Source organism: Citrobacter sp. Cy070 (genome assembly GCF_030332245.1).
GTDB classification, from domain to species: domain Bacteria; phylum Pseudomonadota; class Gammaproteobacteria; order Enterobacterales; family Enterobacteriaceae; genus Citrobacter; species Citrobacter youngae.
The window spans coordinates 174,851-199,434 of record NZ_JAOWIG010000053.1 but is presented as its reverse complement, the minus strand read 5'-3'; the positions used below and the strand labels follow the sequence as shown (position 1 = coordinate 199,434).

General features: G+C 50.8%; 20 protein-coding genes and 1 other RNA gene. 15 read left to right on the top strand and 6 right to left on the bottom strand.

Going from position 1 to position 24,584, the window contains the following annotated elements; translation table 11 throughout:
- Positions 1 to 90: 90 nt before the first annotated feature.
- Positions 91 to 966, bottom strand: coding sequence for a LysR family transcriptional regulator (locus OGY19_RS08395; RefSeq protein ID WP_115602119.1), 876 nt, complete (start codon positions 964 to 966; stop codon positions 91 to 93).
- Positions 967 to 1,088: 122 nt separating this feature from the next.
- Here OGY19_RS08395 and OGY19_RS08390 point away from each other — a divergent pair, with 122 nt between their 5' ends.
- On the top strand, positions 1,089 to 1,940 hold the full coding sequence (locus OGY19_RS08390; protein WP_101741696.1) for a Vmh family MBL fold metallo-hydrolase: 852 nt from the start codon (positions 1,089 to 1,091) through the stop codon (positions 1,938 to 1,940).
- A gap of 70 nt (positions 1,941 to 2,010) precedes the next feature.
- Here OGY19_RS08390 and OGY19_RS08385 read toward each other — a convergent pair whose 3' ends face one another.
- From OGY19_RS08385 to ydiJ, 3 genes are all read right to left on the bottom strand, one after another.
- Complete coding sequence (locus OGY19_RS08385) at positions 2,011 to 2,199, bottom strand: YdiH family protein (protein ID WP_005120249.1); 189 nt, start codon at positions 2,197 to 2,199, stop codon at positions 2,011 to 2,013.
- A 77-nt stretch (positions 2,200 to 2,276) separates the two neighbouring features.
- A complete protein-coding gene (gene menI, locus OGY19_RS08380) occupies positions 2,277 to 2,687 on the bottom strand; it encodes a 1,4-dihydroxy-2-naphthoyl-CoA hydrolase (RefSeq protein WP_005120251.1) in 411 nt (136 codons plus the stop codon).
- Positions 2,684 to 5,740: a D-2-hydroxyglutarate dehydrogenase YdiJ gene (ydiJ, locus tag OGY19_RS08375; protein ID WP_286596328.1), complete on the bottom strand. Its 3,057-nt coding sequence runs from the start codon at positions 5,738 to 5,740 to the stop codon at positions 2,684 to 2,686. Before ydiJ ends, menI begins: the two co-directional genes overlap by 4 nt.
- A 213-nt stretch (positions 5,741 to 5,953) precedes the next feature.
- Here ydiJ and ydiK point away from each other — a divergent pair, with 213 nt between their 5' ends.
- The 9 genes from ydiK to OGY19_RS08330 all read left to right on the top strand — a co-directional run bounded on the left by ydiK (position 5,954) and on the right by OGY19_RS08330 (position 15,354).
- On the top strand, positions 5,954 to 7,063 hold the full coding sequence (gene ydiK / locus OGY19_RS08370; RefSeq protein WP_048211846.1) for an AI-2E family transporter YdiK: 1,110 nt from the start codon (positions 5,954 to 5,956) through the stop codon (positions 7,061 to 7,063).
- 188 nt (positions 7,064 to 7,251) lie between these two features.
- An RNA gene (gene rprA / locus OGY19_RS08365) (antisense sRNA RprA) lies at positions 7,252 to 7,359 on the top strand.
- 195 nt (positions 7,360 to 7,554) lie between these two features.
- The gene (locus tag OGY19_RS08360; RefSeq protein ID WP_061067800.1) at positions 7,555 to 7,911 is read left to right on the top strand and encodes a YdiL family protein; all 357 of its coding nucleotides are present in this window, start codon (positions 7,555 to 7,557) and stop codon (positions 7,909 to 7,911) included.
- A gap of 146 nt (positions 7,912 to 8,057) precedes the next feature.
- On the top strand, positions 8,058 to 9,278 hold the full coding sequence (locus OGY19_RS08355) for an MFS transporter (protein ID WP_199962783.1): 1,221 nt from the start codon (positions 8,058 to 8,060) through the stop codon (positions 9,276 to 9,278).
- A 242-nt stretch (positions 9,279 to 9,520) separates the two neighbouring features.
- The gene (locus OGY19_RS08350) at positions 9,521 to 10,756 is read left to right on the top strand and encodes an MFS transporter (protein WP_061067799.1); all 1,236 of its coding nucleotides are present in this window, start codon (positions 9,521 to 9,523) and stop codon (positions 10,754 to 10,756) included.
- Positions 10,757 to 10,777: 21 nt separating this feature from the next.
- Positions 10,778 to 11,644, top strand: a complete 867-nt coding sequence (gene ydiB / locus OGY19_RS08345; RefSeq protein WP_048211850.1) for a quinate/shikimate dehydrogenase — start codon at positions 10,778 to 10,780, stop codon at positions 11,642 to 11,644.
- Positions 11,645 to 11,678: 34 nt separating this feature from the next.
- Positions 11,679 to 12,437: a type I 3-dehydroquinate dehydratase gene (gene aroD, locus OGY19_RS08340; RefSeq protein ID WP_048211851.1), complete on the top strand. Its 759-nt coding sequence runs from the start codon at positions 11,679 to 11,681 to the stop codon at positions 12,435 to 12,437.
- Positions 12,438 to 12,593: 156 nt separating this feature from the next.
- A complete protein-coding gene (locus OGY19_RS08335; protein ID WP_115602122.1) occupies positions 12,594 to 14,189 on the top strand; it encodes an acyl CoA:acetate/3-ketoacid CoA transferase in 1,596 nt (531 codons plus the stop codon).
- A 13-nt stretch (positions 14,190 to 14,202) separates the two neighbouring features.
- The gene (locus tag OGY19_RS08330) at positions 14,203 to 15,354 is read left to right on the top strand and encodes an acyl-CoA dehydrogenase (RefSeq protein WP_040233722.1); all 1,152 of its coding nucleotides are present in this window, start codon (positions 14,203 to 14,205) and stop codon (positions 15,352 to 15,354) included.
- A gap of 54 nt (positions 15,355 to 15,408) precedes the next feature.
- Here the strand turns inward: OGY19_RS08330 and OGY19_RS08325 are convergent, their stop codons facing one another.
- Entirely contained in the window at positions 15,409 to 16,299 is an 891-nt protein-coding gene (locus OGY19_RS08325) for an AraC family transcriptional regulator (protein ID WP_048211854.1), read from the bottom strand.
- 509 nt (positions 16,300 to 16,808) lie between these two features.
- On the opposite strand from OGY19_RS08325, the gene OGY19_RS08320 reads away from it, so the two are divergent.
- From OGY19_RS08320 to fadK, 5 genes are all read left to right on the top strand, one after another.
- Positions 16,809 to 17,573: an electron transfer flavoprotein gene (locus OGY19_RS08320; RefSeq protein ID WP_286596324.1), complete on the top strand. Its 765-nt coding sequence runs from the start codon at positions 16,809 to 16,811 to the stop codon at positions 17,571 to 17,573.
- Between the two features lie 21 nt (positions 17,574 to 17,594).
- Positions 17,595 to 18,530, top strand: a complete 936-nt coding sequence (locus tag OGY19_RS08315) for an electron transfer flavoprotein subunit alpha (protein ID WP_115602123.1) — start codon at positions 17,595 to 17,597, stop codon at positions 18,528 to 18,530.
- Between the two features lie 57 nt (positions 18,531 to 18,587).
- Positions 18,588 to 19,877: an FAD-dependent oxidoreductase gene (locus OGY19_RS08310; RefSeq protein WP_115602124.1), complete on the top strand. Its 1,290-nt coding sequence runs from the start codon at positions 18,588 to 18,590 to the stop codon at positions 19,875 to 19,877.
- Positions 19,874 to 20,167 carry a ferredoxin family protein gene (locus tag OGY19_RS08305; protein ID WP_048211858.1) on the top strand — a complete coding sequence of 98 codons (294 nt, stop codon included), beginning with the start codon at positions 19,874 to 19,876 and terminating at the stop codon, positions 20,165 to 20,167. The genes OGY19_RS08310 and OGY19_RS08305 overlap by 4 nt, the downstream gene beginning before the upstream one ends.
- A gap of 81 nt (positions 20,168 to 20,248) precedes the next feature.
- Complete coding sequence (gene fadK / locus OGY19_RS08300; RefSeq protein ID WP_115602125.1) at positions 20,249 to 21,886, top strand: medium-chain fatty-acid--CoA ligase; 1,638 nt, start codon at positions 20,249 to 20,251, stop codon at positions 21,884 to 21,886.
- A gap of 67 nt (positions 21,887 to 21,953) precedes the next feature.
- Here the strand turns inward: fadK and ppsA are convergent, their stop codons facing one another.
- Positions 21,954 to 24,332, bottom strand: coding sequence for a phosphoenolpyruvate synthase (gene ppsA, locus OGY19_RS08295; protein ID WP_115602126.1), 2,379 nt, complete (start codon positions 24,330 to 24,332; stop codon positions 21,954 to 21,956).
- Positions 24,333 to 24,584: the final 252 nt, after the last annotated feature.

The following is a 24,584-nucleotide window of genomic DNA, read 5'->3' as shown; positions in this document are numbered from 1 at the left end:
AGGGGCGATCAGAAGAATCTCATACACTGATAAATTTTTTTTAACACAAATTGCGCTTTGACTATTTGATAAACACACTCAATCACATAGTTAGCACTGTGTCTCATTCAGTGCGTCCAGCAACAGTCGCAACCCCGCAGGCTGGTGATCGCGGGAAAGATATAAACCATAAATCGGCAGGCGTTTAGGCTGTAGTTGGGGTAGAAGTCGTATTAATCTCCCCTGCGCCAGCCCTTCTCTCGCCTCCTGCTCAGGTACCAACGCAATCCCCATCCCCGCCAGGGCGGATTCACATAGCAGTGACGAGATACCGGCGCTTAAATTACCTTTAATGGCCACAGTGACGGCTTGCCCTTGCGCATCCAGAAAATGCCATGACTTTCCGGCGAATCCGCTGTAATAAAGGCAATTATGCTGCGTAAGATCGTCGACGTTTTTTGGGATGCCATGCTGGTTAAGATAATCCACGGAGGCACATAACACCGATTCACAATCCCCTAAGCGCCGGGCAATCGTTCCGGGTTCGGGGTTTTCCGTGATGCGGATCGCCACATCGATACGCTCTCCAACCAGGCTTACCGGTTGATTGTTGATCTCAACTTCAATGCGGAGGTCAGGATAGCGAGCAAGAAACGCGGGCAGCACCGGCGCCAGAATATGTATGGCGGTAAAATGTGCACACGCCACACGTAGCGTGCCCGATGGAGTTTGCGCGAGCCCGGCGGCACCGATATCTCGCGAAAGCTGTGCCAGGGTGCGGGTTTTCACCAATGCCTCTTCACCGGCAGGCGTGATTGTCAAGCGCCGTGACGAACGATGGATAAGCCGCGCCCCGGTCCACTTTTCCATCTCATCCAGATAGCGACTGACCATCGGCCGGGAAAGCCCCAGCGCGCGCGCGGCGGCACTCAAACTGCCTAAATCACAGATATGGTTAAAAACTGTTGCCGCCATGACTCTGTCCATTGCATCCCATCCGATCGTTTTATGAAACTCAGCATGTCCTGATATGGGAATTCTAACAGATCCGAATTTCCTTAAAATACGGGAACGATCAAAAGACAATGTCCTGCACAAGGTTCCCCGTTATGAAAATCAATACACTGGCTATGCTGTTACCCCTGTTTGCCTCTTCGGCATTTGCCGCTCCACTACAGCTGGATGTCTACAATCCGCAGGAAAAGGCTATTTTCCCGGTCTCTTCTACGCTGGTGTCCGGCCCGAAAGAAGCGATTTTGTTTGATGCCCAATTCAGCACCAAAGACAGTGAAAAACTGGTGCAACTGATTCGCACCAGCGGTAAGACGCTGAAAGCCATTGTGATCACGTCTGGCGATCCGGATTTCTACTTTGGCCTTGAGCCACTTGTCAAAGCCTTCCCCGGTGTCAAGGTGTTGGCTACGCCGCACGTGGTGGATCATATTCGTGCCACCAAAGAAGCCAAATTACAGTTCTGGGGCCCACAGATGAAAGATGGTGCGCCAACATCGCTCACTGTACCGCAGGCCACCACGCAAACACGCTTTACGGTTGATGGCGAAACGCTGGAATTACGCCATCCTAATGACTATGCGGCGTATGTCTGGATCCCGGCGAACCGCGCCATCATTGGCGGAACCGGTATCGCTTCAGGTATTCACGTCTGGACAGCGGACACGCAGTCATCGGCAGAGCGCACGGCATGGCGAAACGTGCTGAGTGAAATGCAGCAATTACATCCCACTCAGGTGATTCCCGGTCATTATATTGGTGAACGCCCGACGGGTGATAAAGCGATTCACTTCACCCAGGATTATTTGCAGTCGTTTGAGCAGGCGCTGGGCGCGAAAAAAGGTTCAGCCTACGTGATAAAAACAATGACCGCAGCATGGCCGGGCCTTGCAGACGAAAGCTCTCTGGAGCTGAGTGCGAAAGTGAATACCGGTGAGATGAAGTGGTAAACAAGGTTTAAGGCAAAAAATAACCCCGAACACATGTGTCGGGGTTTTTATTACGACAGGCATACCGGAATCAATGAACGCCCAGGCGCCAGGCAAAATAGATCTCTTCTTTCAGTTCAGTCGAAGAGAGCGTTAATAAATCGGCAAACTCCAGCTCTAATTGTTTCAATCTTTTCAGGTACTGAGCTGGTGAAAGATCGGTTTTATCACGACGTAAAAATTCTATTGCCAGTTGGGCCGGGTCTAATTGGGTAGACATATCATCCTCGCTTGTGTTCAGAACCTGCACAGTATAACACCATTACCTGCGCAGATAATGACCAAACTCAACATGCTTCACAAAATAGCGGTCGTCAGTCGCGAGGTGCAGCATAACCGCCCCTGCTCATCAAAGATCTCGATTTGCCACACCTGATGACGTGAACCGGTATGCACAGGGCTGCACACCCCTCTGACGAGCCCTTCACGTGCAGAACGAACGTGGTTGGCGTTAATCTCAAGGCCCACCACTTTTTGAGTGCCCATCGTACACAGATATCCAGCCACCGAGCCAATGCTCTCAGCCAGCACGACAGACGCCCCGCCGTGCAGCAAACCAAAGGGTTGTTTGGTGCGATGGTCCACGGGCATTGTGGCTTCCAGAGTATTGTCACCGATATGCACAAAACGAATATCGAGCAGCCCGACCATATTTCCTTCACCCATGGCGTTGAGCGCCTCGAGTGTGACTTCACGTTTCCAGATCATCCTATAATCTCCAGTAATGCCTGTAATGGGTGGCGAACGCCTGTGCCTTCTACGCGTTTAACCTGGCTTCGACATGAATACCCGGCAGCCAGACAACGGTTACGCGGCAATCGTTGCATTGCCTGGTGCCATGATAACTCATAGATCCCCAGTGAGTTCTGATGATTCTTCACTTCGTGACCATAGGTGCCCGCCATCCCGCAGCACCCCACGCTGACGTTTTCCAGTTTGGCCCCAAACCGGGCAAAAATCGCGGCCCACTGCGCAGGCGCTCCCGGCAGAGCGGTCACTTCGGTACAGTGTCCGAAGAAGTACCACGGTTCGCCACCGATAGCGACCGGCGGTTGTGACGCTAGTACAGCCGATAACCACTCATTGACCAGTAAGACATGGAAATCACCGCGCTGCTCGCCGAGCGCCAGCGTGTATTCATCGCGATAACATAGCACCAGCGCCGGATCGACACCGACCATTGGGATATTCAGCTTTGCCACCCGGTTGAGGAATTCAGCGGTCTTTTTCGCCGTTTTTGCAAACCGGTTTAAAAAGCCCTTTATATGCTGCGCTTTGCCGTTAGGCGAGAATGGCAACAACACCGGCTGCAAACCCAATTTTTCTACCAGTCGGATGAAATCAGCCACTACCTTTGCATCGTAATAGCTGGTGAAAGGGTCCTGCACCACCAGCACCGTACGTGCTTTTTGCTCCTGGCTGAGAGCTTCAAGCTGTTCCAGCGTCATATTGGCCGAACGATGCCCGACCAGCTGTCGTTGTAATGATGGTGCAGACAACAGCGGCAAATCCACCATGCCGATGTGTTTTTTAGCCAGATTACGTACCAGTGGTTGATTGATGAAAAAGTTGAACGTTTTAGGTGCGCGCGCCATCAGCGGTGCATAACTCTCAACGGTGGCGACCATGTGATCGCGAAGCGGGCGCAGATAGCGCGTGTGATACAGCTGCAGGAAGCGCGAGCGGAATTCCGGAACGTCAATTTTTATCGGGCACTGCGTAGAACAGGCTTTACATGCCAAACACCCGGACATCGCCTCTTTCACTTCATGCGAGAAATCATACTCGCCCTTACGTGCATGCCAGCTGTTCCGGGTTCGGGCGATTAGCGTACGTAAACTGGCACGTTTTTCTGGCAACTCTTTTTCCAGTTTCACGGGGTCGATCCCACGATCGGCCAACAGACGCAACCATTCCCGTACCAGCGTTGCCCGCCCTTTTGGCGAGTGAATGCGATTGAGGCTAATTTTCATCGACGGACACATCGGGCTTTTGGCATCGAAGTTAAAGCATAACCCGTTGCCGTTACACTCCATTGCCCCACGCCACTCCTGTCGAACGGCCAGCTGGATTTGACGATCGTAAGTTCCACGTTTAACCGCATCCACTTTCATCATTGGCGCATCGATGGCTTCCGGAGGGCAAATTTTCCCCGGATTGAGCCGGTTTTGCGGATCAAACGCCGACTTCACTTTGCGCAGTTCGCGATACAGTTCCTCGCCAAAGAATGCCGGGCTGTACTCAGCACGGAAACCTTTCCCGTGTTCGCCCCATAGCAGACCACCGTATTTGGCCGTCAGCGCCACCACATCATCAGAGATGCGTTTCATCAGCACTTCTTGTTGCGGATCGCACATATCCAGCGCGGGTCTGACGTGCAGCACCCCGGCATCCACGTGACCAAACATGCCATAGCTCAGGCCATGACTATCGAGTAGCGCACGGAACTCGGCAATATAGTCGGCCAGGTGTTCCGGCGGTACGCAGGTATCTTCGGCAAACGGAATCGGCTTCGCAGAGCCTTTGGCATTACCCAGCAGACCAACGGCCTTTTTCCGCATGGCGTAGATGCGCTCGACACCAGCCAGTTCGGTACACAGCTGCCAGCCAATTACGCCGGCTTCCTGCCGGGCAATTAGCCCGTCCAGACGTTCACACAGCGCACTGACCTGAGAATCAATTAATGCTTCATCGTCACCAGCAAACTCGACGATATTCAGCCCGAGCATCTCTTTATCCGGGACATCGGTAATCAATTCGCTGACGGAGTGCCAGACAATATCTTCACGCGCCAGATTAAGCACTTTTGAATCGACGGTTTCGACCGACAGCGCGCGCGCTTCCACCATCACTGGCGCATTACGCAATGCAGAGTCAAACGAATCGTATTTGACGTTGACCAGTCGCCGAACTTTAGGCAGCGGCGTGATATCAAGGCGGGATTCGGTGATAAATGCCAGCGTACCTTCGGAACCCGTAAGGATGCGGGTTAAATCAAACTCGGTCATCTCATCATTGAAGACGTGCCGCAGGTCGTAGCCGGTTAAAAAGCGATTGAGCTTTGGAAACTTGTCAATGATCAACTGCCGGTTCTCACGACACCGTTCATAAACCGTCTTATAGATGCGCCCAATCGCCGTATTGTTTTTACCGAGCATTTCGGCAAATTCAACCGGCATCGGCTGGGTATCGAGAATATCCCCGCCCATCAATACCGCGCGAATACCCAGCACGTGATCGGAGGTTTTACCGTAGACCAGCGAACCTTGCCCGGAAGCGTCGGTGTTGATCATTCCCCCCAACGTCGCCCGGTTACTGGTGGACAATTCAGGCGCAAAGAAATAGCCGTAGGGTTTCAGATATTGGTTAAGCTGATCTTTTATCACCCCCGCCTCTACCCGCACCCAACCTTCCTGCACATTGATTTCAATGATGCGGCTCATGTAACGGGACATATCAACAATAATGCCCTGATTAAGCGCCTGCCCGTTGGTGCCTGTGCCGCCGCCGCGAGGGGTAAAAATCAACGACGAAAAGAGCGGTTCTGACGCCAGGCGGGCGATAAGCGCCACATCAGCCGTCGAACGAGGGAAAACCACGGCATCAGGCAGAAGCTGATAGATACTGTTATCCGTCGACATTGTCAGACGATCGGCATAGCTCGTTGCCGTATCGCCCGTGAACCCTTGCTGCTCCAGCGCCTGCAAAAAATTGAGCACCAGTTGAACGACACCTGGCGCCTGAGAAATTTGTGGAATCATTATAGTGACCCTTTCCTGCGGTCTGTGTTGTGAATTTAATCGTTTGCGTGTTGCTTTGTTTGTTGTATCACATTTTTTTCTAATACGCTCAGCAGATTTACAGGCAGAATCCGCCTGTTCAAAACCGCTGAAATTGCTCATCATTATAGAGTGTGATTAACGTGTTCACGTCGCGTCAACGTTCTGACGCAAAGACAAAGGTGAAAAGTATTTATGGTAAATTTCCGTCAGCCCAGGGATATTGCACAAGTGCTGCTATCGGTGCTGTTTTTAGCCATCATGATTGTGGCCTGTCTCTGGATTGTGCAACCCTTTATCCTCGGTTTTGCCTGGGCAGGTACGGTGGTCATTGCGACCTGGCCCATCCTGATACGTATACAAAAATTGCTGTGGGGACGCCGTTCGCTGGCCGTGCTGGTGATGACCCTGTTGTTAGTTCTGTTATTTATTATTCCTATCGCTCTGTTGGTCAACAGCATCGTTGATGGCAGTGGTCCCCTGATTCATGCCGTTACCGCCGGTGATATGACGCTGCCGGATCTGGCGTGGTTAAACAGTATTCCTCTGGTGGGTGCCAAACTCTATGGCGCATGGCACAGCCTGTTGGATATGGGCGGTTCGGCTATCATGGCTAAGGTTCGTCCCTATATCGGTACCACAACCACCTGGTTTGTTGGTCAGGCCGCGCATATTGGCCGCTTTATGATGCACTGTGGCTTGATGTTGCTATTCAGCGCCCTGCTGTACTGGCGCGGTGAGCAGGTGGCGCTAGGCATTCGCCACTTCGCCTGCCGTCTTGCATCAAAACGCGGTGACGCGGCAATCCTGTTGGCAGCACAGGCCATTCGTGCGGTTGCATTAGGCGTGGTCGTCACCGCGCTGGTACAGGCCGTCCTCGGCGGTATTGGTCTGGCGGTAACGGGGGTACCTTACGCGACGCTACTGGCGGTGTTGATGATCCTCTCCTGTCTGGTGCAACTGGGGCCTTTACCGGTGCTGATTCCGGCCATTATCTGGCTTTACTGGACAGGTGATTCTACCTGGGGCACGGTGCTGTTGGTGTGGAGTGGCGTGGTCGGAACACTGGATAACGTTATTCGTCCCATGCTGATCCGTATGGGGGCTGATTTGCCGTTGATCCTTATTCTTTCCGGGGTTATCGGCGGGTTGATTGCATTCGGTATGATTGGTCTGTTTATCGGCCCAGTGGTACTGGCTGTTTCATGGCGCCTGTTCTCCGCATGGGTCAATGAAGCCCCTGCACCGGGCACTGACCCGGATAAAATTCTCGAAGAAATCGCTGAAATCGAAAGCAATAAGTAATACAACATCAGGCGGCAACATTGCCGCCTGATTGTTTACTATTGCTGATAAATACATCGCAGCTCCCCGAACCAACCCCAGCCCCAGCCCTGTGGGAGTACTCATTTATGTCGCAAATTCTTTACAGTTTTTAAACTATTGAGATGAATCTGATCGACGTGAAAAACCAGCATGCCTACTATTACCTCAAGGCTTTAGATCAACACATTGATTTATAAGCATGGAAATCCCCTGAGTGAAACAACGAATTGCTGTGTGTAGTCTTTGCCCATCTCCCACGATGGGCTTTTTTTTATCCTGCATTTCCACGTCCCATCACGGCCTACATCACATCAGCTAGCCAATTGTTTTATTTCACTCTCACGCCAAATGCACCAACTTCACAGATTAATAACAAATAATATTGCACAAGATACTGTGACTCTCTTCAAGCCGAAATATCCACAACAATGTTATTACTATTCCACCGTCTTTTATTAAGTGATGAAATAATGAACGCATTAGAATTGCAGGCTATCCGCCATATTTTTGCTATGACGGTAGAAGAAAGCGCCGCGTATATCGCGCGTGATGGCGACATTGTTGCCTGGCAACAATGGGAAAGTGGGGAAAAAGAAATCCCGGAAAACATCGCGCGCATTTGTGCAGAAATGAAAGCAAAGAGAAAGTTAAGAATTAACGCGATCATCGAAAAAATAAATAATCGTATTGGTAATAACACAATGCGTTTTTTCCCCGATCTGGTTTCTTTTCAGGCAGTTTATCACCACGACAATTTTCTCGACTGGAAAATCTACCAATCTGCTGCAGTGGAGCTCTATGCACACAACCTCGAGCGTTTGTGTTAGGCGGTCATAACGCCAGCACTACGTTGCAACACGGGCACCCGACATTATGCCCTCGCTCACGCGCAGTCTGCATACTATTTGGGCTAACACGCCCTAGGCGACACAAAATACAACATCCATTTAGCCTCTTCGCCGAGTAACACATTATGAAAAACACCTATTTCTCTACTGCGATAGGGCTCTACCTTAATTACCTGGTACACGGTATGGGGGTCATTCTGATGTCCCTCAATATGTCCTCACTTGAACAGCAGTGGCAAACCAATGCAGCTGGGGTCTCGATTGTCATCTCCTCCCTTGGTATCGGTCGGTTAAGCGTCTTATTAGTTGCAGGCATGCTCTCCGATCGCTATGGCCGCAGACCGTTTATCATTTTTGGCATGATCTGCTACCTCATCTTCTTTTTTGGCATCATCAATACTCACAGCATTGTGATTGCCTACGCCTTCGGTTTTTTAGCGGGAATGGCAAACAGTTTTCTTGATGCCGGAACCTACCCCAGCCTGATGGAAGCCTTCCCCCGTTCACCCGGCACCGCCAATATCCTGATTAAAGCCTTTGTGTCCAGCGGCCAGTTTCTGTTGCCGATGGTTATCAGCCTGCTGGTGTGGGCTGAACTCTGGTTTGGCTGGTCTTTCTTGCTGGCGGCGGGAATTATGGCGGTCAACGGCATATTTTTGTTTCGCTGCCGCTTCCCTGCACATCCGGGGCCGAAGCATTCCATCATGCCATCATCCTCTTTACAGGAACCTATTCAGCCGAAGCATGGTTGTTCCCTTCTCGATCTGGGGAGTTACACCCTGTATGGCTATATCTCGATGGCCACATTTTATCTGGTTAGCCAGTGGCTGGCACAGTATGGTCAGTTTGTCGCCGGTATGCCGTATACGTTATCTATCAAGCTGTTAAGTATTTACACCTGTGGTTCTCTGCTGTGCGTATTCATTACTGCTCCCCTGGCGATAAAAGCGGGTCGTGCCACGTCTCTGTTGATGCTGTACACCTTTATCTCCTTTGTCGCGCTGCTGGCAGTTTGCCTGCATCCAACGACCTGGGTCGTGATTACATTCGCCTTTGTCATCGGGTTCTCATCAGCCGGAGGCGTCGTGCAAATCGGTCTAACGCTAATGGCCGCTCGCTTCCCGCAGGCGAAAGGTAAAGCTACCGGTATTTACTACAGCGCGGGCAGTATCGCGACCTTCACGATCCCACTGATTACCGCCAGGCTCTCCGAAACCAGTATTGCGCACATCATGTGGTTTGATGCGGGTATCGCTGCGTTCGGTTTCCTGTTGGCACTGTTTATTGGTTATCGCAGCCGGCTTGCAGCAAAGCGTCAGTTAAACATGGCACCACTCGCACAATAACGCGGGTGCAATATTGTTCCCCTCTTCTGCAAAATAATTGGACGTATTTTTAAAATAACGGCAAAACGTCGGTCTGACGAATTAGATTTCACAGTTTGATATGCAATATACCTGGTAACTTAAACGCCATGCTATGTAGGTACAATAACTACTGCCCGGTATATTAATCACAAGGTCGCCGAAATTTAAACTACACCGACGAGCACAGAATAATTTTAAAATCCGCAAGGAGTTGTGAAAAAATGTCTCAGAAAAAGACCTTTAACACGCCATTTCTTCTGGCGATAACCTGTATTTATTTAAGTTATTTTTTACACGGCATTAGCGTCATCACACTGGCGCAAAACATGACCTCTCTGGCTGAAAAGTTTTCAACCGATAATGCAGGGATTGCCTATCTAATTTCCGGCATTGGTCTTGGTCGACTGGTCAGTATTTTATTCTTTGGCGTTCTCTCAGATAAGTTCGGTCGTCGGGCTATCATTCTGTTAGGCGTTATTCTATATATGCTGTTCTTCTTCGGTATTCCCGCCAGCCCCAATCTGATGATTGCCTTTATTCTGGCTGTATGCGTTGGCGTAGCGAATTCAGCGCTGGATACCGGCGGTTATCCGGCGTTAATGGAATGTTTCCCTAAAGCATCCGGCTCGGCGGTTATTCTGGTTAAAGCCATGGTGTCGTTTGGTCAGATGATTTACCCCATCGTCGTCAGCACCATGCTGCTCAACCATGTCTGGTACGGCTATGCGGTCATCATCCCGGGTGTACTGTTCGTGGTCATCACCCTGATGCTGTTAAAAAGTCGCTTTCCCAGCCAGATGGTGGACGCGGGTCTCGCCAAAGATCTGCCACAGATGAACAGTAAACCCCTGGTCTGGCTGGAAGGTGTCGCTTCCGTGCTGTTTGGGGTTGCCGCATTCTCAACCTTTTATGTCATCGTGGTCTGGATGCCGAAATATGCCATGGCATTTGCTGGCATGGCAGAAACTGACGCACTAAAAACCATCTCTTACTACAGCATGGGATCGCTGGTCTGCGTATTCATCTTTGCTGCCCTCCTGAAGAAAATGGTTCGCCCCATTTGGGCTAACGTTTTTAACGCTGGTCTGGCAAGCATTACCGCTGCGGTCATTTATCTGTATCCCTCTCCGCTGGTTTGTAACGCAGGTTCGTTTCTGATTGGCTTTTCTGCTGCTGGCGGTATTTTACAGCTCGGTGTCTCGGTGATGTCAGAGTTTTTCCCGAAGAGCAAAGCCAAAGTCACCAGTGTTTATATGATGATGGGTGGTGTAGCCAACTTTATTATCCCACTGATCACCGGATACCTTTCTAACATCGGCCTGCAATACATCATTTTGCTGGACCTTGCATTTGCTCTGCTGGCATTCATCACCGCCATCATCGTCTTTATTCGCTATTACCGCGTATTTGATATCCCCCAAAATGATGTGCGGTTGGGCGAACGTTATTTTCAATAAATTGTTTAGAAGGAGTATCAAATGGACGTAACTGCAAAATATGAACTGATTGGTCTGATGGCCTACCCTATCAGACACAGTCTGTCCCCTGAAATGCAAAATAAAGCATTAGAAAAAGCGGGTCTGCCTTTTACCTACATGGCATTTGAAGTCGATAACTCAACGTTTGCTAATGCAATTGCTGGTTTAAAAGCGTTAAAAATGCGCGGCACCGGGGTATCAATGCCCAATAAACAGTTGGCCTGTGAATATGTTGATGAATTAACACCTGCCGCCAAACTGGTTGGCGCAATCAACACCATCGTTAATGATGATGGCTACCTGCGTGGTTACAACACCGACGGCACCGGCCATATTCGCGCGATTAAAGAAAGCGGCTTCGATATTAAAGGTAAAACCATGGTACTGTTGGGCGCGGGCGGCGCGTCTACAGCCATTGGCGCTCAGGCAGCCATTGAAGGCATCAAAGAAATTAAGATCTTTAACCGTAAAGATGAGTTCTTTGAAAAGGCGCAGGCATTCGCTAAACGTGTTAATGAAAACACCGACTGCGTTGTCACCGTGATCGACCTTGCCGATCGACAGGCATTTGCCGAGGCACTCGCCAGCGCGGATATTTTGACCAACGGCACGAAAGTCGGCATGAAACCGCTGGATAACGAATCTATTGTGACCGACGTTTCCCTGCTTCGCCCGGAACTGCTGGTGACCGAATGCGTGTATAACCCGCATATGACCAGGTTGTTGCAACAGGCACAACATGCCGGTTGCAAAACGATTGATGGTTACGGCATGTTGTTGTGGCAAGGGGCTGAGCAGTTCAAGCTCTGGACCGGGAAAGATTTCCCGCTGGAGTATGTCAAACAGGTTATGGGTTTTGCAGCCTGATGGGCAGTATTTGTGAATAGTTAAAGGGTAATCAATGAAAACCGTAACCGTAAGAAACCTCGTGATTGGCGAGGGTGCGCCGAAGATCATTGTCTCACTGATGGGTAAAGACATCTCAACGGTAAAAAGCGAAGCACTGGCCTATCGCGAAGCGGATTTCGACATCCTGGAATGGCGTGTTGACCATTTCGCAGATGTCGCTTCCATTGACGCAGTACTGGAAGCCGCACGTGCGATCCGTGATGTGATGGCGGATAAACCGTTGCTGTTCACCTTCCGTAGTGCCAAAGAAGGGGGTGAACAGGCTCTGTCCGTCGAAAACTATATTGCATTAAACCGCGCAGCAGTGGACAGCGGTCTGGTAGATATGATCGACCTGGAGCTTTTCACCGGTGATGAACTGGTTAAAGCGACCGTCGAGCATGCGCACGCAAAAAATGTCTTCGTTATTATGTCGAATCATGATTTTCACAAGACACCAGCAGCCGATGATATTGTCCAGCGACTGCGTAAAATGCAGGAACTTGGTGCAGATATTCCCAAAATCGCGTTGATGCCGCAAAGCAAAGCGGATGTGCTGACATTGCTTAGCGCAACGCTGGAAATGCAGGAACGCTACGCCGACCGCCCAATTATTACCATGTCAATGGCGAAAACCGGTGTGATCTCACGACTGTCCGGCGAAGTTTTCGGCTCAGCGGCGACGTTTGGTGCGGTGAAAAAAGCCTCGGCCCCAGGACAAATCTCCGTAACCGATCTACGTACCGTTCTGACAATATTACACCAGGCTTAATAGCCCAATATTTTTAAATTGCAATAAATAACGCCCTGCCCCAGATATTCGTTTTACCACGAATATCTGGCAGACGATTAAATATTTTCAAATAACGCAAAATACTATTATCGAATATAGCGATAGGCATTCGCACGAATATAACCTGGAGTTTATATGAAACTTTCAAGACCAACACGCTTAAATGGTCGGGTACCGGTATTATCTGCAGCTGACGCAATTGATTATATTCCGGATGAAGCCACACTCTGCGTATTAGGCGCTGGCGGTGGGATACTTGAAGCCACAACATTAATTAATGCACTAGCCGAGAAATATAAAAATAGCCAATCGCCACGTAATTTGTCGCTAATTAGCCCGACAGGACTGGGCGACCGTGCAGACCGGGGTATTAGTCCACTGGCACAGGAAGGTTTAGTTAAATGGGCGTTGTGCGGTCACTGGGGACAATCCCCACGGATATCCGACCTCGCGGAACAAAATAAAATAGCCGCCTACAACTATCCACAAGGCGTATTAACTCAAACCCTGCGTGCCTCTGCGGCCCATCAGCCAGGTATTTTGAGTGATATCGGCATTGGCACGTTTGTCGATCCCCGCCAACAAGGTGGCAAACTCAATGAAGTGACCACCGAAGATCTGATCAAACTGGTAGAAATTGATAACAAAGAGTATCTCTACTACAAAGCCATTGCGCCGAATATCGCCTTTATTCGCGCCACAACCTGTGATAGCGAAGGCTACGCCACCTTTGAAGATGAAGTGATGTATCTCGATGCGCTGGTCATCGCGCAGGCCGTGCATAACAACGGCGGCATCGTCATGATGCAGGTACAAAAAATGGTGAAGAAAGCCACACTGCACCCTAAAGCCGTGCGGATCCCTGGCTATCTGGTGGATATCGTCGTTATCGATCCAGAACAGACTCAGTTGTATGGCGGAGCGCCGGTTAACCGTTTTATTTCAGGCGATTTCATCCTTGATGACAGCCTGCAAACTGCCCTGCCGCTTAACCAACGTAAACTGGTGGCCAGACGTGCGCTGTTCGAAATGCGCAAAGGTGCAGTGGGTAACGTTGGCGTAGGAATTGCCGATGGTATTGGTCTCGTCGCGCGTGAAGAAGGCTGCGCCGATGACTTCATACTGACGGTTGAAACCGGGCCAATCGGCGGTATTACCTCGCAGGGCATCGCTTTTGGGGCCAACGTCAATACCCGCGCTATTCTGGATATGACCTCCCAGTTTGACTTCTACCACGGTGGCGGTCTGGATGTGTGCTATTTAAGTTTCGCCGAAGTCGATCAGCACGGCAACGTCGGTGTGCATAAATTCAATGGCAAGATCATGGGCACTGGCGGTTTTATTGATATCAGCGCCACCTCGAAGAAAATTATTTTCTGCGGCACCCTGACAGCCGGAAGTCTGAAAACAGATGTTGCCGAAGGCAAATTGAATATCGTGCAGGAAGGTCGGGTGAAGAAATTCGTTAGCGAATTACCTGAAATCACCTTCAGTGGAAAAATTGCCCTCGAACGTGGACTGGATGTGCGTTACATCACCGAACGCGCCGTATTTACGTTAAAAGAAGATGGCCTCCATTTAGTGGAAATTGCCCCAGGTGTTTCTTTACAAGAAGACATTCTGGACAAAATGGAATTCACCCCCGTTATTTCTCCAGACCTGAAACTGATGGACGAAAGATTATTTATCGATGCCACGATGGGTTTTGTTTTGCCCGACGCCGCCAATTAAAAGGAGTACCCTGATGGACTTTTCATTAACTGAAGAACAAGAGCTGCTGCTTGCCAGCATTCGGGAACTGATCACCAGTAATTTCCCGGAAGAATATTTCCGCACCTGCGATCAGACCTCCACCTACCCTAAAGAATTTATGCGCGCGCTTGCGGATAACGGTATTTCGATGCTGGGCGTGCCGGAAGAGTTCGGTGGCATTCCGGCAGATTACGTCACGCAAATGCTGGCGCTGATGGAAGTCTCAAAATGCGGTGCGCCTGCCTTTCTGATCACTAACGGCCAGTGTATCCACAGTATGCGCCGTTTTGGCTCCGCGGAGCAGCTACGTAAAACCGCTGAAAGCACCATGGAAACGGGCGATCCGGCCTATGCGCTGGCGTTAACCGAACCGGGAGCTGGCTCAGATAACAACAGCGCCACCACCAGCTACACCCGCAAAAACGGCAAGGTGTACCTTAACGGGCAAAAAACCTTTATTACCGGTGCCAAAGAGTACCCGTATATGCTGGTTCTGGCTCGCGATCCCGAGCCGAAAGATCCGAAGAAAGCCTTTACCCTGTGGTGGGTGGATTCGAAGAAACCCGGCATCAAAGTTAATCCGCTGCACAAAATCGGCTGGCACATGTTAAGTACCTGCGAAGTCTATCTTGATGACGTTGAAGTTGACGAAAGTGATATGGTCGGCGAAGAGGGTATGGGCTTCCTCAACGTGATGTACAACTTCGAAATGGAGAGACTGATCAACGCAGCACGCAGCACCGGCTTTGCCGAATGCGCTTTCGAGGATGCCGCACGTTACGCCAACCAGCGTATCGCCTTTGGTAAACCGATTGGCCACAACCAGATGATCCAGGAAAAACTGGCGCTGATGGCGGTTAAAATCGAAAACATGCGCAATATGGTATTGAAAGTCGCCTGGCAGGCCGATCAGGAACAATCACTGCGTACCAGCGCGGCGCTGGCAAAACTGTACTGCGCGCGCACAGCAATGGAAGTTATCGACGACGCGATTCAGATAATGGGTGGTCTGGGTTATACCGATGAAGCCCGGGTATCCCGGTTCTGGCGGGATGTACGCTGCGAACGCATTGGCGGTGGCACCGATGAAATCATGATCTACGTCGCCGGACGTCAGATCCTGAAAGATTATCAAAACAAGTAAGCCGAACTATCATCCGGATAGCGGATAAACGCTATCCGGACTTACGCCAGAAAATCAGATTTCCGGCTGCAGGCATTCCTGCTCAGTCAGATTATTTTTAAACTGCTTACGATAATCGCTGGGAGTACAGCCTACGTGTCGCTGGAAGAGTTTGGCAAAGTGATCAACATTTTCATACCCCACCCGCCACGAGATTTCCGCTAACGACGCTTCCGTATTCGTCAGCGAAAATTTTGCCTCCGTCATCCGTCGCTGAATAACATAATTAATCGGCGAAATACGATACTCTTTAGTGAATTCGTGACAAATATAACTCACACTGGCGCGAAATTTTTTCGACAACTGATCGAGTGTGATTTTTTCGCGAAAGTTGTTATTCAAATACACCAGAACATCTTTAATTAACACGTCTTTTTTAATATACCCCTGCTCCGAACGATAAGCATTTTTAAAGTTTTCGTAATACAAGACGGTTAATGCGTAGGCAAAGGCATCATAAGCAGAGGATGACAGATTATTTTTACACTGCGGTATCATAATACTCAGTTCATTAAAAATACTCTTAATAACCTCCTTTCCCTGGCCGACGCTGATGACCGGACACGAGTGTAACTGCAACAGCTGGTTATCCTGCCAACCATTGAAGCGAAAACCGTACAGTGCACAGGTGTAGGTCGTGGCAGGTGCGTTGCTATCCGAGGCGACAGCATGTAACCGTCCTTGTTCTATCACCACAATATCCCCGGCGTGAGCGACATACAGTGAAGAATCAATAATTAAGCGCGCGACACCTTTTTTGACATAGATAAGTTCGGTTTCATTGTCATGCACATGGTGGCCCGACTCCCAGTTAGGATCATCACTGATGACGAATCGCGAAAATCTGGGGGTCTTCCCCTGCTCAAAAAGGGTTTCCATGGCATTATCAAAACATCGTTGATACATGACAGCCTCCACCTTTAGATGGTAAATGTGCGGAAAATTAATAGTGTTAAATGATAACGATTAACCACGTTATACAACGATATTCTATCCAAGCGAAACAAAATTATTTGCGCCGTCTGCAAGATGACACTTCTTGTCCAGGAACACTGTTAGCGTGCGTTATTTACGTTTTATACTAATTGAAAAGAATAAATGTTATTAATTCAACATTAACGATTTACATATCAGAAACAAATGCGGGCAGATATCGCTTAAAAATAGGATGCATTTCTCAATTACACCCTCGTTTACTGTTTTCACGGTGTAACCTTGCGTACACAACTTTTACTCCTCGCTTAGAAACTCCGCATCGCCGTTGCACATTTTTCTGCAAGATTGTTGGGAATGAAAACAGATTGCCCCGTCGAAAACAGGCCCCACTCTGCCGCACACTATTTTCAGTCAAATTTTCCCTACTGCCGATAATGACGCACTTCGTCATCATCCGAACGTGACTCACTGGAGATGCCATGAAAATAATAACCTGCTTTAAGTTGGTGCCTGAAGAACAGGACATTGTTATTACCCCAGAGCGCTCGCTTAACTTTGATCGGGCCGATGCCAAAATCAGTCAATTTGATCTGAATGCGATTGAAGCCGCCACACAACTTACCGCCGAAGGCGATGAGATTGTCGCCTTAACCGTGGGCGGCTCCTTGTTGCAAAACTCTAAAGTACGTAAAGACGTGCTATCCCGCGGTCCGGATAGCCTGTTTATGGTGCAGGACCCTCAGCTGGAGCATGCGCTGCCGCGCGATACCGCCCAGGCGCTGGCTTGTGCGGCTAAAAACATTAAATTCGATCTTTTGCTGTTCGGGGAAGGGTCCGGCGATGTCTACGCACAACAGGTCGGTTTACTGGTAGGTGAGCTCCTGCAGCTTCCTGTGGTTAACGCGGTAAGCAACATCCAACGTAACGGCGACCGCATTCTGGTTGAGCGAACCCTTGAAGATGAAGTCGAAGTCATTGACCTGCCGCTCCCGGCAGTAATTTGCGTGACCTCGGATATCAATACACCGCGGATTCCGGCAATGAAAGCTATTCTTGGTGCCGGCAAAAAACCCGTCACCCCCTGGCAGGCCAGCGATATTGGCTGGACGCCAGCGTCACCGCTGGCGGAATTAGTCAGCCTTAGCGTTCCACCGCAGACAGAACGTAAGCACATCATTCTGGAAAATGACTCAGCAGAAGCCATTGCCGAACTGGCCGAACATCTGAAAAAAGCCCTGAACTAAGCCCAACGGAGAACAATCATCATGAGTAAATTAGCCAACGTATGGGTGTTTAGCGATAACGTAGAACGCTATGCGGAATTAATGACCGCCGCCCGCCAGTGGGGCGAGCAGGTACACCTTATTGTGCAGGGCAACGAACAGGCCGATCAGGTGAAAGCGCTGGGTGCCGATGACATCATCGTGCTCGAACACGCCAGTGAACTGCAGCGTGTTGAAAACTACGCCGAGACTGTCTCAGCCTTACTGCAAACGCACACCGGCCTGTTGCTGATGCCTGCGTCTAAACGCACAAAATCACTGGGCGCGCGGTTAAGCATGCAACTCAATGCGGCGATGGTAAACGACGCCACATCGGTCACTCTCGATGCAGGTGCGCTGTTTGCAGAACACCGTATGTATGGCGGTCTGGCATTCGGTAAAGAAAAACTGAATAGCGCGCTGGCGATTATCACGCTTGCCCCTAGTATGTTTGAACCAGCAGAAACCAATCCTGCGCACACTTGCCCTGTCATCTCAGCACCTTATATCACGCCACTTCATGAGATTGTTTGCCAGGAACGTCGCGCCAAATCTCTCAGCAGTGTCGATCTCAGCAAAGCCAAACGCGTGGTTGGCGTCGGTCGTGGCCTGGTGGCCGAGAGCGACCTGCAGATGGTACGCAATCTTGCCGCCGTTCTGGGTGCCGAAGTGGGTTGTTCACGCCCTATTGCCGAAGGTGAAAACTGGATGGAGCGCGAGCGCTATATTGGCGTTTCCGGCGTGCTGTTGAAATCAGATCTGTACCTGACGTTGGGCATTTCAGGGCAAATTCAACATATGGTCGGCGGGAACGGCGCGAAGATCATAGTCGCCATCAATAAAGATAAAAAAGCCCCGATCTTCAACTACGCCGATTACGGTCTGGTTGGTGACATTTACAAAGTCGTCCCGGCCCTTATCGAACAGCTCAGTCGCTAACGGCCACATTTAACGCACATATCCCGCTGCATTCGCAGCGGGAAAGGAGCAAAGAACATGTCAGATGAAAAATTTGATGCCATTGTGGTCGGTGCTGGCGTGGCGGGTGCGGTAGCAGGTTACGTGATGGCCCAGGCCGGGCTGGACGTGCTGGTTATTGAGCGCGGAAACAGTGCCGGCAGCAAAAACATGACCGGAGGACGACTCTACACGCATAGCCTGGAGCACATTATGCCCGGCTTTGCAGAGGAAGCCCCTGTCGAACGGAAAGTGACCCGCGAAAAAATCTCTTTCCTGACGGAAGAAAGTGCTGTCACTCTCGATTTCCACCGTGAAAAAGACAATACCCCAGCGCAGGACTCATATACCGTATTGCGCAACAGGCTCGATCCCTGGTTGATGGAAAAAGCCGAACAGGCCGGGGCTCAGTTTATTCCGGGCGTTCGCGTCGATTCCCTGATCCGGGAAGGCAACAAAGTCACTGGCGTGCAGGCGGGTGACGATATCCTGGAAGCCAATATCGTTATCCTTGCTGATGGCGTCAACTCCATGCTGGGACGTTCACTGGGAATGGTACCGCCTTCTTCGGCACATCATTATGCCGTTGGCGTAAAAGAACTGATCGGCCTGCCGCCAGCAGTCATTGCAGATCGTTTTAATCTGTCAGGAAATGAAGGTGCCGCCTGGTTGTTTGCCGGTTCGCCATCTAATGGCCTGATGGGCGGAGGTTTCCTGTATACCAACAAAGACTCCGTCTCTCTGGGACTGGTATGTGGTCTGGGCAATATCGGGCATGCGACAAAAAGCATTCCGCAAATGTTGGAAGATTTTAAACAACACCCCACTATTCGCCCACTGATCGCCGGCGGTGAATTGCTGGAGTATTCCGCACACATGGTGCCGGAAGGCGGCCTGGCGATGGTACCGAAGCTGGTTGATGACGGTGTGATGATAGTCGGCGACGCCGCCGGTTTTTGTCTGAACCTGGGTTACACCGTGCGTGGCATGGATTTGGCGATTGCTTCAGCAGAGGCTGCGGCCAAAACCGCCATTGCAGCGAAAGAACGTCAGGATTTCTCCGCCAACAGCCTGATGGACTACAAACGCGCCCTTGCACAGGGTTGTGTGATGCGTGATTTACAGCATTTCCGTAAGATCCCCGCGCTAATGGAAAACCCCCGTTTGTTTACCCAATACCCGCGCATGGTGGCCGATATCATGAGCGATATGTTCACCGTTGATGGCAGCCCAAACCAGCCAATTCGCAAGACCATTTTATCCCACGCGAAGCAGATTGGGCTGATGAACCTACTGAAAGACGGCATCAAGGGAGCAACCGCACTATGAGTCAGGACAACACCGTAAATGTTGACGTCAAACTGGGCGTTAATAAATTCAATGTCGATGAGGGGCATCCGCACATCATCCTTACCGAACATCCTGACATGAAAGAATTTCGCAAACTGCTGAAAGCCTGTCCTGCTGGACTGTATAAGCAGGACGAAAGTGGAAATATTCATTTTGATTCCGCAGGCTGCCTGGAATGTGGTACCTGCCGGGTTCTGTGCGGCTCTACTATCCTCGAACAATGGGAATACCCGGTTGGGACATTTGGTGTGGATTTCCGTTACGGCTAACACGTATCGCCTGTTGCACGCCGGATACAGCACATCTGTTATTCGGCAGGACGTGTACCGAAATTATCCAGGGAATAACTCATGAGTGTCACATTAACGTTTAATGCCGAACGTCGGGAAGCTTATCGACAACAAGGGTTTTGGGGGGATGCATCGCTGGGTGATTACTGGAGCCAAACAGCCCAGGCGATGCCGGACAAAATCGCTGTGGTCGATAATCACGGCGATTCATACACCTACGCCGCGCTCGACAGCGCGGCCAGCTGTCTGGCGACCTGGTTGTTAGCCTGCGGAATCCAGCCAGGTGACCGCGTCGCCTTTCAACTGCCCGGCTGGTGTGAATTTACCCTTATCTATCTGGCCTGTCTGAAAACCGGAGCGGTTTCCGTACCACTACTTCCTGCCTGGCGCGAAGCCGAGCTGGTATGGGTACTGAACAAATGCAAGGCAAAGATTTTTTTCGCACCTACGCTGTTTAAACAAACCCGGCCGGTAGATCTGATCCTGCCCTTGCAAAACCAGCTGCCGCATCTGCAACAGATTGTTGCCGTCGATAAGCTGGCACCCGCGACAGACTCACTGGCACTCAGCCAGCTTCTTTTATCACCACCATTAACCCAGCCAATTAGTGTGCATGCCGATGAGCTGGCTGCGGTGCTGTTTACCTCCGGAACAGAGGGGATGCCCAAAGGGGTAATGCTGACCCACAACAACATCCTGGCCAGTGAACGCGCCTATTGTGCCCGTCTTAATCTTACCTGGCTGGATGTATTTTTAATGCCCGCGCCACTTGGCCATGCTACCGGTTTTTTACATGGCGTGACCGCACCGTTTTTAATTGGCGCACGCAGCGTACTGCTGGATATTTTTACTCCAGCAGCCTGTCTCGAATTACTGGTACAGCAGCGCTGTACCTGCGTACTCGGCGCCACGCCGTTCGTCTATGACATGCTGTGTAGCGTGGAAAAACATCCCTACGATCTCTCGTCATTACGCTTTTTCTTATGCGGCGGCACCACTATTCCGAAAAAAATAGCCCGCGATTGTCAGCAGCTCGGCATTAAACTTTTAAGCGTCTATGGCTCAACAGAAAGCTCGCCGCACGCGGTGGTCAATCTGGATGATTCGCTTTCCCGCATGATGAACACCGACGGATATGCCGCAGCCGGCGTGGAAATTAAAGTCGTCGATGAGGCACGTAACACGTTGCCTGCGGGTATGGAAGGAGAAGAGGCCTCCCGCGGGCCCAATGTGTTTATGGGCTATCTCGATGAACCCGAACTCACCGCCCGTGCGCTGGATCAAGACGGCTGGTATTACAGCGGCGATTTATGCCGAATGGACGATGCCGGATACATCAAAATCACCGGGCGTAAGAAAGATATTATTGTGCGCGGTGGAGAAAATATCAGTAGCCGCGAGGTCGAGGATATTCTGTTGCAGCATCCGCGTATCCATGATGCCTGCGTTGTGGCAATGCCGGACGATCGTTTAGGCGAAAGATCGTGTGCGTATGTGGTGCTAAAACCTCCGCACCATTCGCTGTCGCTGGAGTCAGTGGTAGCCTTTTTTAGTCGCAAGCGGGTGGCAAAGTACAAATACCCTGAGCACATTGTGATCGTAGAGAAATTACCGCGCACAGCGTCCGGTAAAGTACAAAAATACCAACTGCGCCAGGATATTATTCAGCGTTTGAGCGTGGAGAGTGTTGCAGGATAAAGTGCCGGATGGCGACGCTAGCGCATCTTATCCGGCCTACGTTGAATAGGCCGGATAAGGCATGATGTTACTTGTTCAGTTCAGCCAGACTCAGCCAGGTCTGCACAACGGTGTCCGGGTTGAGCGACAGGCTGTCGATCCCTTCTTCCATCAACCAGGCCGCGAAGTCTTCGTGGTCAGATGGGCCCTGGCCACAAATACCCACGTATTTACCCTGTTTCTTAGCGGCACGAATCGCCATCGACAACAGTGCTTTCACCGCATCGTTACGCTCATCAAACAGTTCAGAAACCACGCCAGAGTCACGGTCCAGACCCAGCGCCAGCTGTGTCATGTCGTTAGACCCGATAGAGAAGCCATCGAAGTATTCGAGGAACTGTTCAGCCAGCAAGGCGTTGGATGGGATCTCACACATCATGATTACCTTCAGCCCGTTCTCACCGCGCTTCAGCCCCTGGCGTGCCAGCTCTTCCACCACCGCTTTCGCCTGGGCAACGGTACGTACAAACGGTACCATCACTTCAACGTTAGTCAGGCCCATGTCGTTACGGACACGTTTTACGGCATCACATTCCAGCGCGAAGCAGTCGCGGAAGCTATCGGCAACATAACGGCCCGCCCCACGGAAGCCCAGCATCGGGTTCTCTTCATGCGGTTCATAACGCTCACCGCCGACGAGGTTGGCATATTCGTTGGACTTAAAGTCAGACATACGCACGATGACGCGTTTTGGATAAAACGCCGCACCCAGCGTCGCGATCCCTTCCGTCAAACGACCCACGTAGAATTCACGTGGGGAATCGAAACCTTTCATCAAGGCGCGGATTTCGTTTTGCAGCTCAGGCGTCTGGTCATCGAACTCCAGCAGAGCGCGCGGGTGCACGCCAATCATACGGTTGATAATAAATTCGAGGCGCGCCAGGCCGACACCTTCGTTTGGCAGACAAGCGAAGTCAAAAGCACGGTCCGGGTTACCGACGTTCATCATCACCTTCAACGGCAGATCCGGCATGGTTTCCACGCTGGAGCTCTTCACGCTGAAGTCCAGCATGTCGGCATACACGTAGCCAGTGTCGCCTTCCGCACAGGAGACAGTGACCTTCTCACCGTCTTTCATGCGTTCGGTCGCATCGCCACAGCCAACAACCGCCGGAATTCCCAGTTCACGGGCAATAATCGCCGCGTGACAGGTACGACCGCCGCGGTTGGTGACGATTGCCGCCGCTTTTTTCATGATCGGTTCCCAGTCCGGGTCGGTCATGTCGGTAACCAGCACATCGCCTAGCTCGATACGGTTCATTTCGCTGATGTCCTGGATGACTTTGACCGGACCCGCGCCAATGCGGTGACCGATGGCACGACCTTCAGCAATAATTTTACCCTGCGCATGCAGCGTATAACGCTCCATCACCTGGCCGCGAGAACGTACGGTTTCCGGACGAGCCTGTACAATGAACAGCTTGCCGGTATGACCGTCTTTCGCCCATTCGATGTCCATCGGACGACCGTAATGCTTCTCGATTTGCACCGCCTGCTTCGCCAGTTCCTGCACTTCCTCGTTGGTCAGTGAGAAAACATCGCGTTGCGCCTGCGGAACGTCTTCAATGGTAACCTGCTTGCCATGCTCCTGAGTCGGCGCATAAATCATGCGGATTTTCTTAGAGCCCATAGTACGACGCACGATGGACGGACGATTAGCCGCCAGCGTCGGTTTATGCACGTAGAATTCATCCGGGTTCACAGCGCCCTGCACCACCATCTCGCCCAGGCCCCATGCAGACGTGATAAACACCACCTGATCGAAACCGGATTCGGTATCGATGGAGAACATGACACCGGAAGACGCGAGATCTGAGCGCACCATCCGCTGAACGCCCGCAGAGAGCGCGACGCCGCGGTGATCATAGCCCTGATGAACACGATAGGAGATTGCGCGATCGTTAAACAGCGAGGCAAACACGTGTTTGATAGCAACCAGTACGGCATCAAACCCCTGGACGTTGAGGAACGTTTCCTGCTGGCCCGCGAATGACGCATCTGGCATATCTTCTGCTGTAGCGGAGGAACGCACGGCAAAAGAAGCATTGGCATCGTCCGCTGACAGCTGCGCGTAGGCATCGCGGACGGCATTTTCCAGTTCAGGCTGGAAAGGAGTGTCGATAATCCACTGGCGGATCTGTGCACCCGCTTTTGCAAGCTCGGTGACATCGTCAATATCCGTTTTATCCAGCAGCTCATAAATGCGCTGGTTTACGCCGCTTTGGTCCAGAAACTGGTTAAACGCATCGGCGGTCGTTGCAAAACCATTCGGTACGGAAACGCCCATACCTGAAAGGTTAGTAATCATTTCACCCAGGGAGGCATTTTTGCCCCCAACTCTGTCTACATCATTCATGCCGAGTTGGTTATACCAAAGCACCAGCGGTGACGAGCCATTGTTGGACATCGAACAATCCTTATATATGAACGAGGTTAGGAAACTCAATTTTGCGTAATTATCTTGGCATATTTACCTCAGCGAAAAAAACGGTGAATCGTTCAAGCAACTTTATTTTTTATTTTTTCAGATTCTTTCCGCATTTGCGCAAACCCGCGAACGGCACGGGATCACCACAAAATCAGTCGGTATAAACATTTGTTCCGAAAAATGAAATGTACTTTTCATTAAATATAAAAATACTGTTTCACTTTATAAAAC

Excerpts from the sequence above, each read along its gene's own strand:
- OGY19_RS08395 (WP_115602119.1), bottom strand. The coding sequence starts at position 966 with ATGGACAGAGTCATGGCGGCAACAGTTTTTAACCATATCTGTGATTTA.
- OGY19_RS08390 (WP_101741696.1), top strand. The coding sequence starts at position 1,089 with ATGAAAATCAATACACTGGCTATGCTGTTACCCCTGTTTGCCTCTTCG.
- OGY19_RS08385 (WP_005120249.1), bottom strand. The coding sequence starts at position 2,199 with ATGTCTACCCAATTAGACCCGGCCCAACTGGCAATAGAATTTTTACGT.
- menI (WP_005120251.1), bottom strand. The coding sequence starts at position 2,687 with ATGATCTGGAAACGTGAAGTCACACTCGAGGCGCTCAACGCCATGGGT.
- ydiJ (WP_286596328.1), bottom strand. The coding sequence starts at position 5,740 with ATGATTCCACAAATTTCTCAGGCGCCAGGTGTCGTTCAACTGGTGCTC.
- ydiK (WP_048211846.1), top strand. The coding sequence starts at position 5,954 with ATGGTAAATTTCCGTCAGCCCAGGGATATTGCACAAGTGCTGCTATCG.
- OGY19_RS08360 (WP_061067800.1), top strand. The coding sequence starts at position 7,555 with ATGAACGCATTAGAATTGCAGGCTATCCGCCATATTTTTGCTATGACG.
- OGY19_RS08355 (WP_199962783.1), top strand. The coding sequence starts at position 8,058 with ATGAAAAACACCTATTTCTCTACTGCGATAGGGCTCTACCTTAATTAC.
- OGY19_RS08350 (WP_061067799.1), top strand. The coding sequence starts at position 9,521 with ATGTCTCAGAAAAAGACCTTTAACACGCCATTTCTTCTGGCGATAACC.
- ydiB (WP_048211850.1), top strand. The coding sequence starts at position 10,778 with ATGGACGTAACTGCAAAATATGAACTGATTGGTCTGATGGCCTACCCT.
- aroD (WP_048211851.1), top strand. The coding sequence starts at position 11,679 with ATGAAAACCGTAACCGTAAGAAACCTCGTGATTGGCGAGGGTGCGCCG.
- OGY19_RS08335 (WP_115602122.1), top strand. The coding sequence starts at position 12,594 with ATGAAACTTTCAAGACCAACACGCTTAAATGGTCGGGTACCGGTATTA.
- OGY19_RS08330 (WP_040233722.1), top strand. The coding sequence starts at position 14,203 with ATGGACTTTTCATTAACTGAAGAACAAGAGCTGCTGCTTGCCAGCATT.
- OGY19_RS08325 (WP_048211854.1), bottom strand. The coding sequence starts at position 16,299 with ATGTATCAACGATGTTTTGATAATGCCATGGAAACCCTTTTTGAGCAG.
- OGY19_RS08320 (WP_286596324.1), top strand. The coding sequence starts at position 16,809 with ATGAAAATAATAACCTGCTTTAAGTTGGTGCCTGAAGAACAGGACATT.
- OGY19_RS08315 (WP_115602123.1), top strand. The coding sequence starts at position 17,595 with ATGAGTAAATTAGCCAACGTATGGGTGTTTAGCGATAACGTAGAACGC.
- OGY19_RS08310 (WP_115602124.1), top strand. The coding sequence starts at position 18,588 with ATGTCAGATGAAAAATTTGATGCCATTGTGGTCGGTGCTGGCGTGGCG.
- OGY19_RS08305 (WP_048211858.1), top strand. The coding sequence starts at position 19,874 with ATGAGTCAGGACAACACCGTAAATGTTGACGTCAAACTGGGCGTTAAT.
- fadK (WP_115602125.1), top strand. The coding sequence starts at position 20,249 with ATGAGTGTCACATTAACGTTTAATGCCGAACGTCGGGAAGCTTATCGA.
- ppsA (WP_115602126.1), bottom strand. The coding sequence starts at position 24,332 with ATGTCCAACAATGGCTCGTCACCGCTGGTGCTTTGGTATAACCAACTC.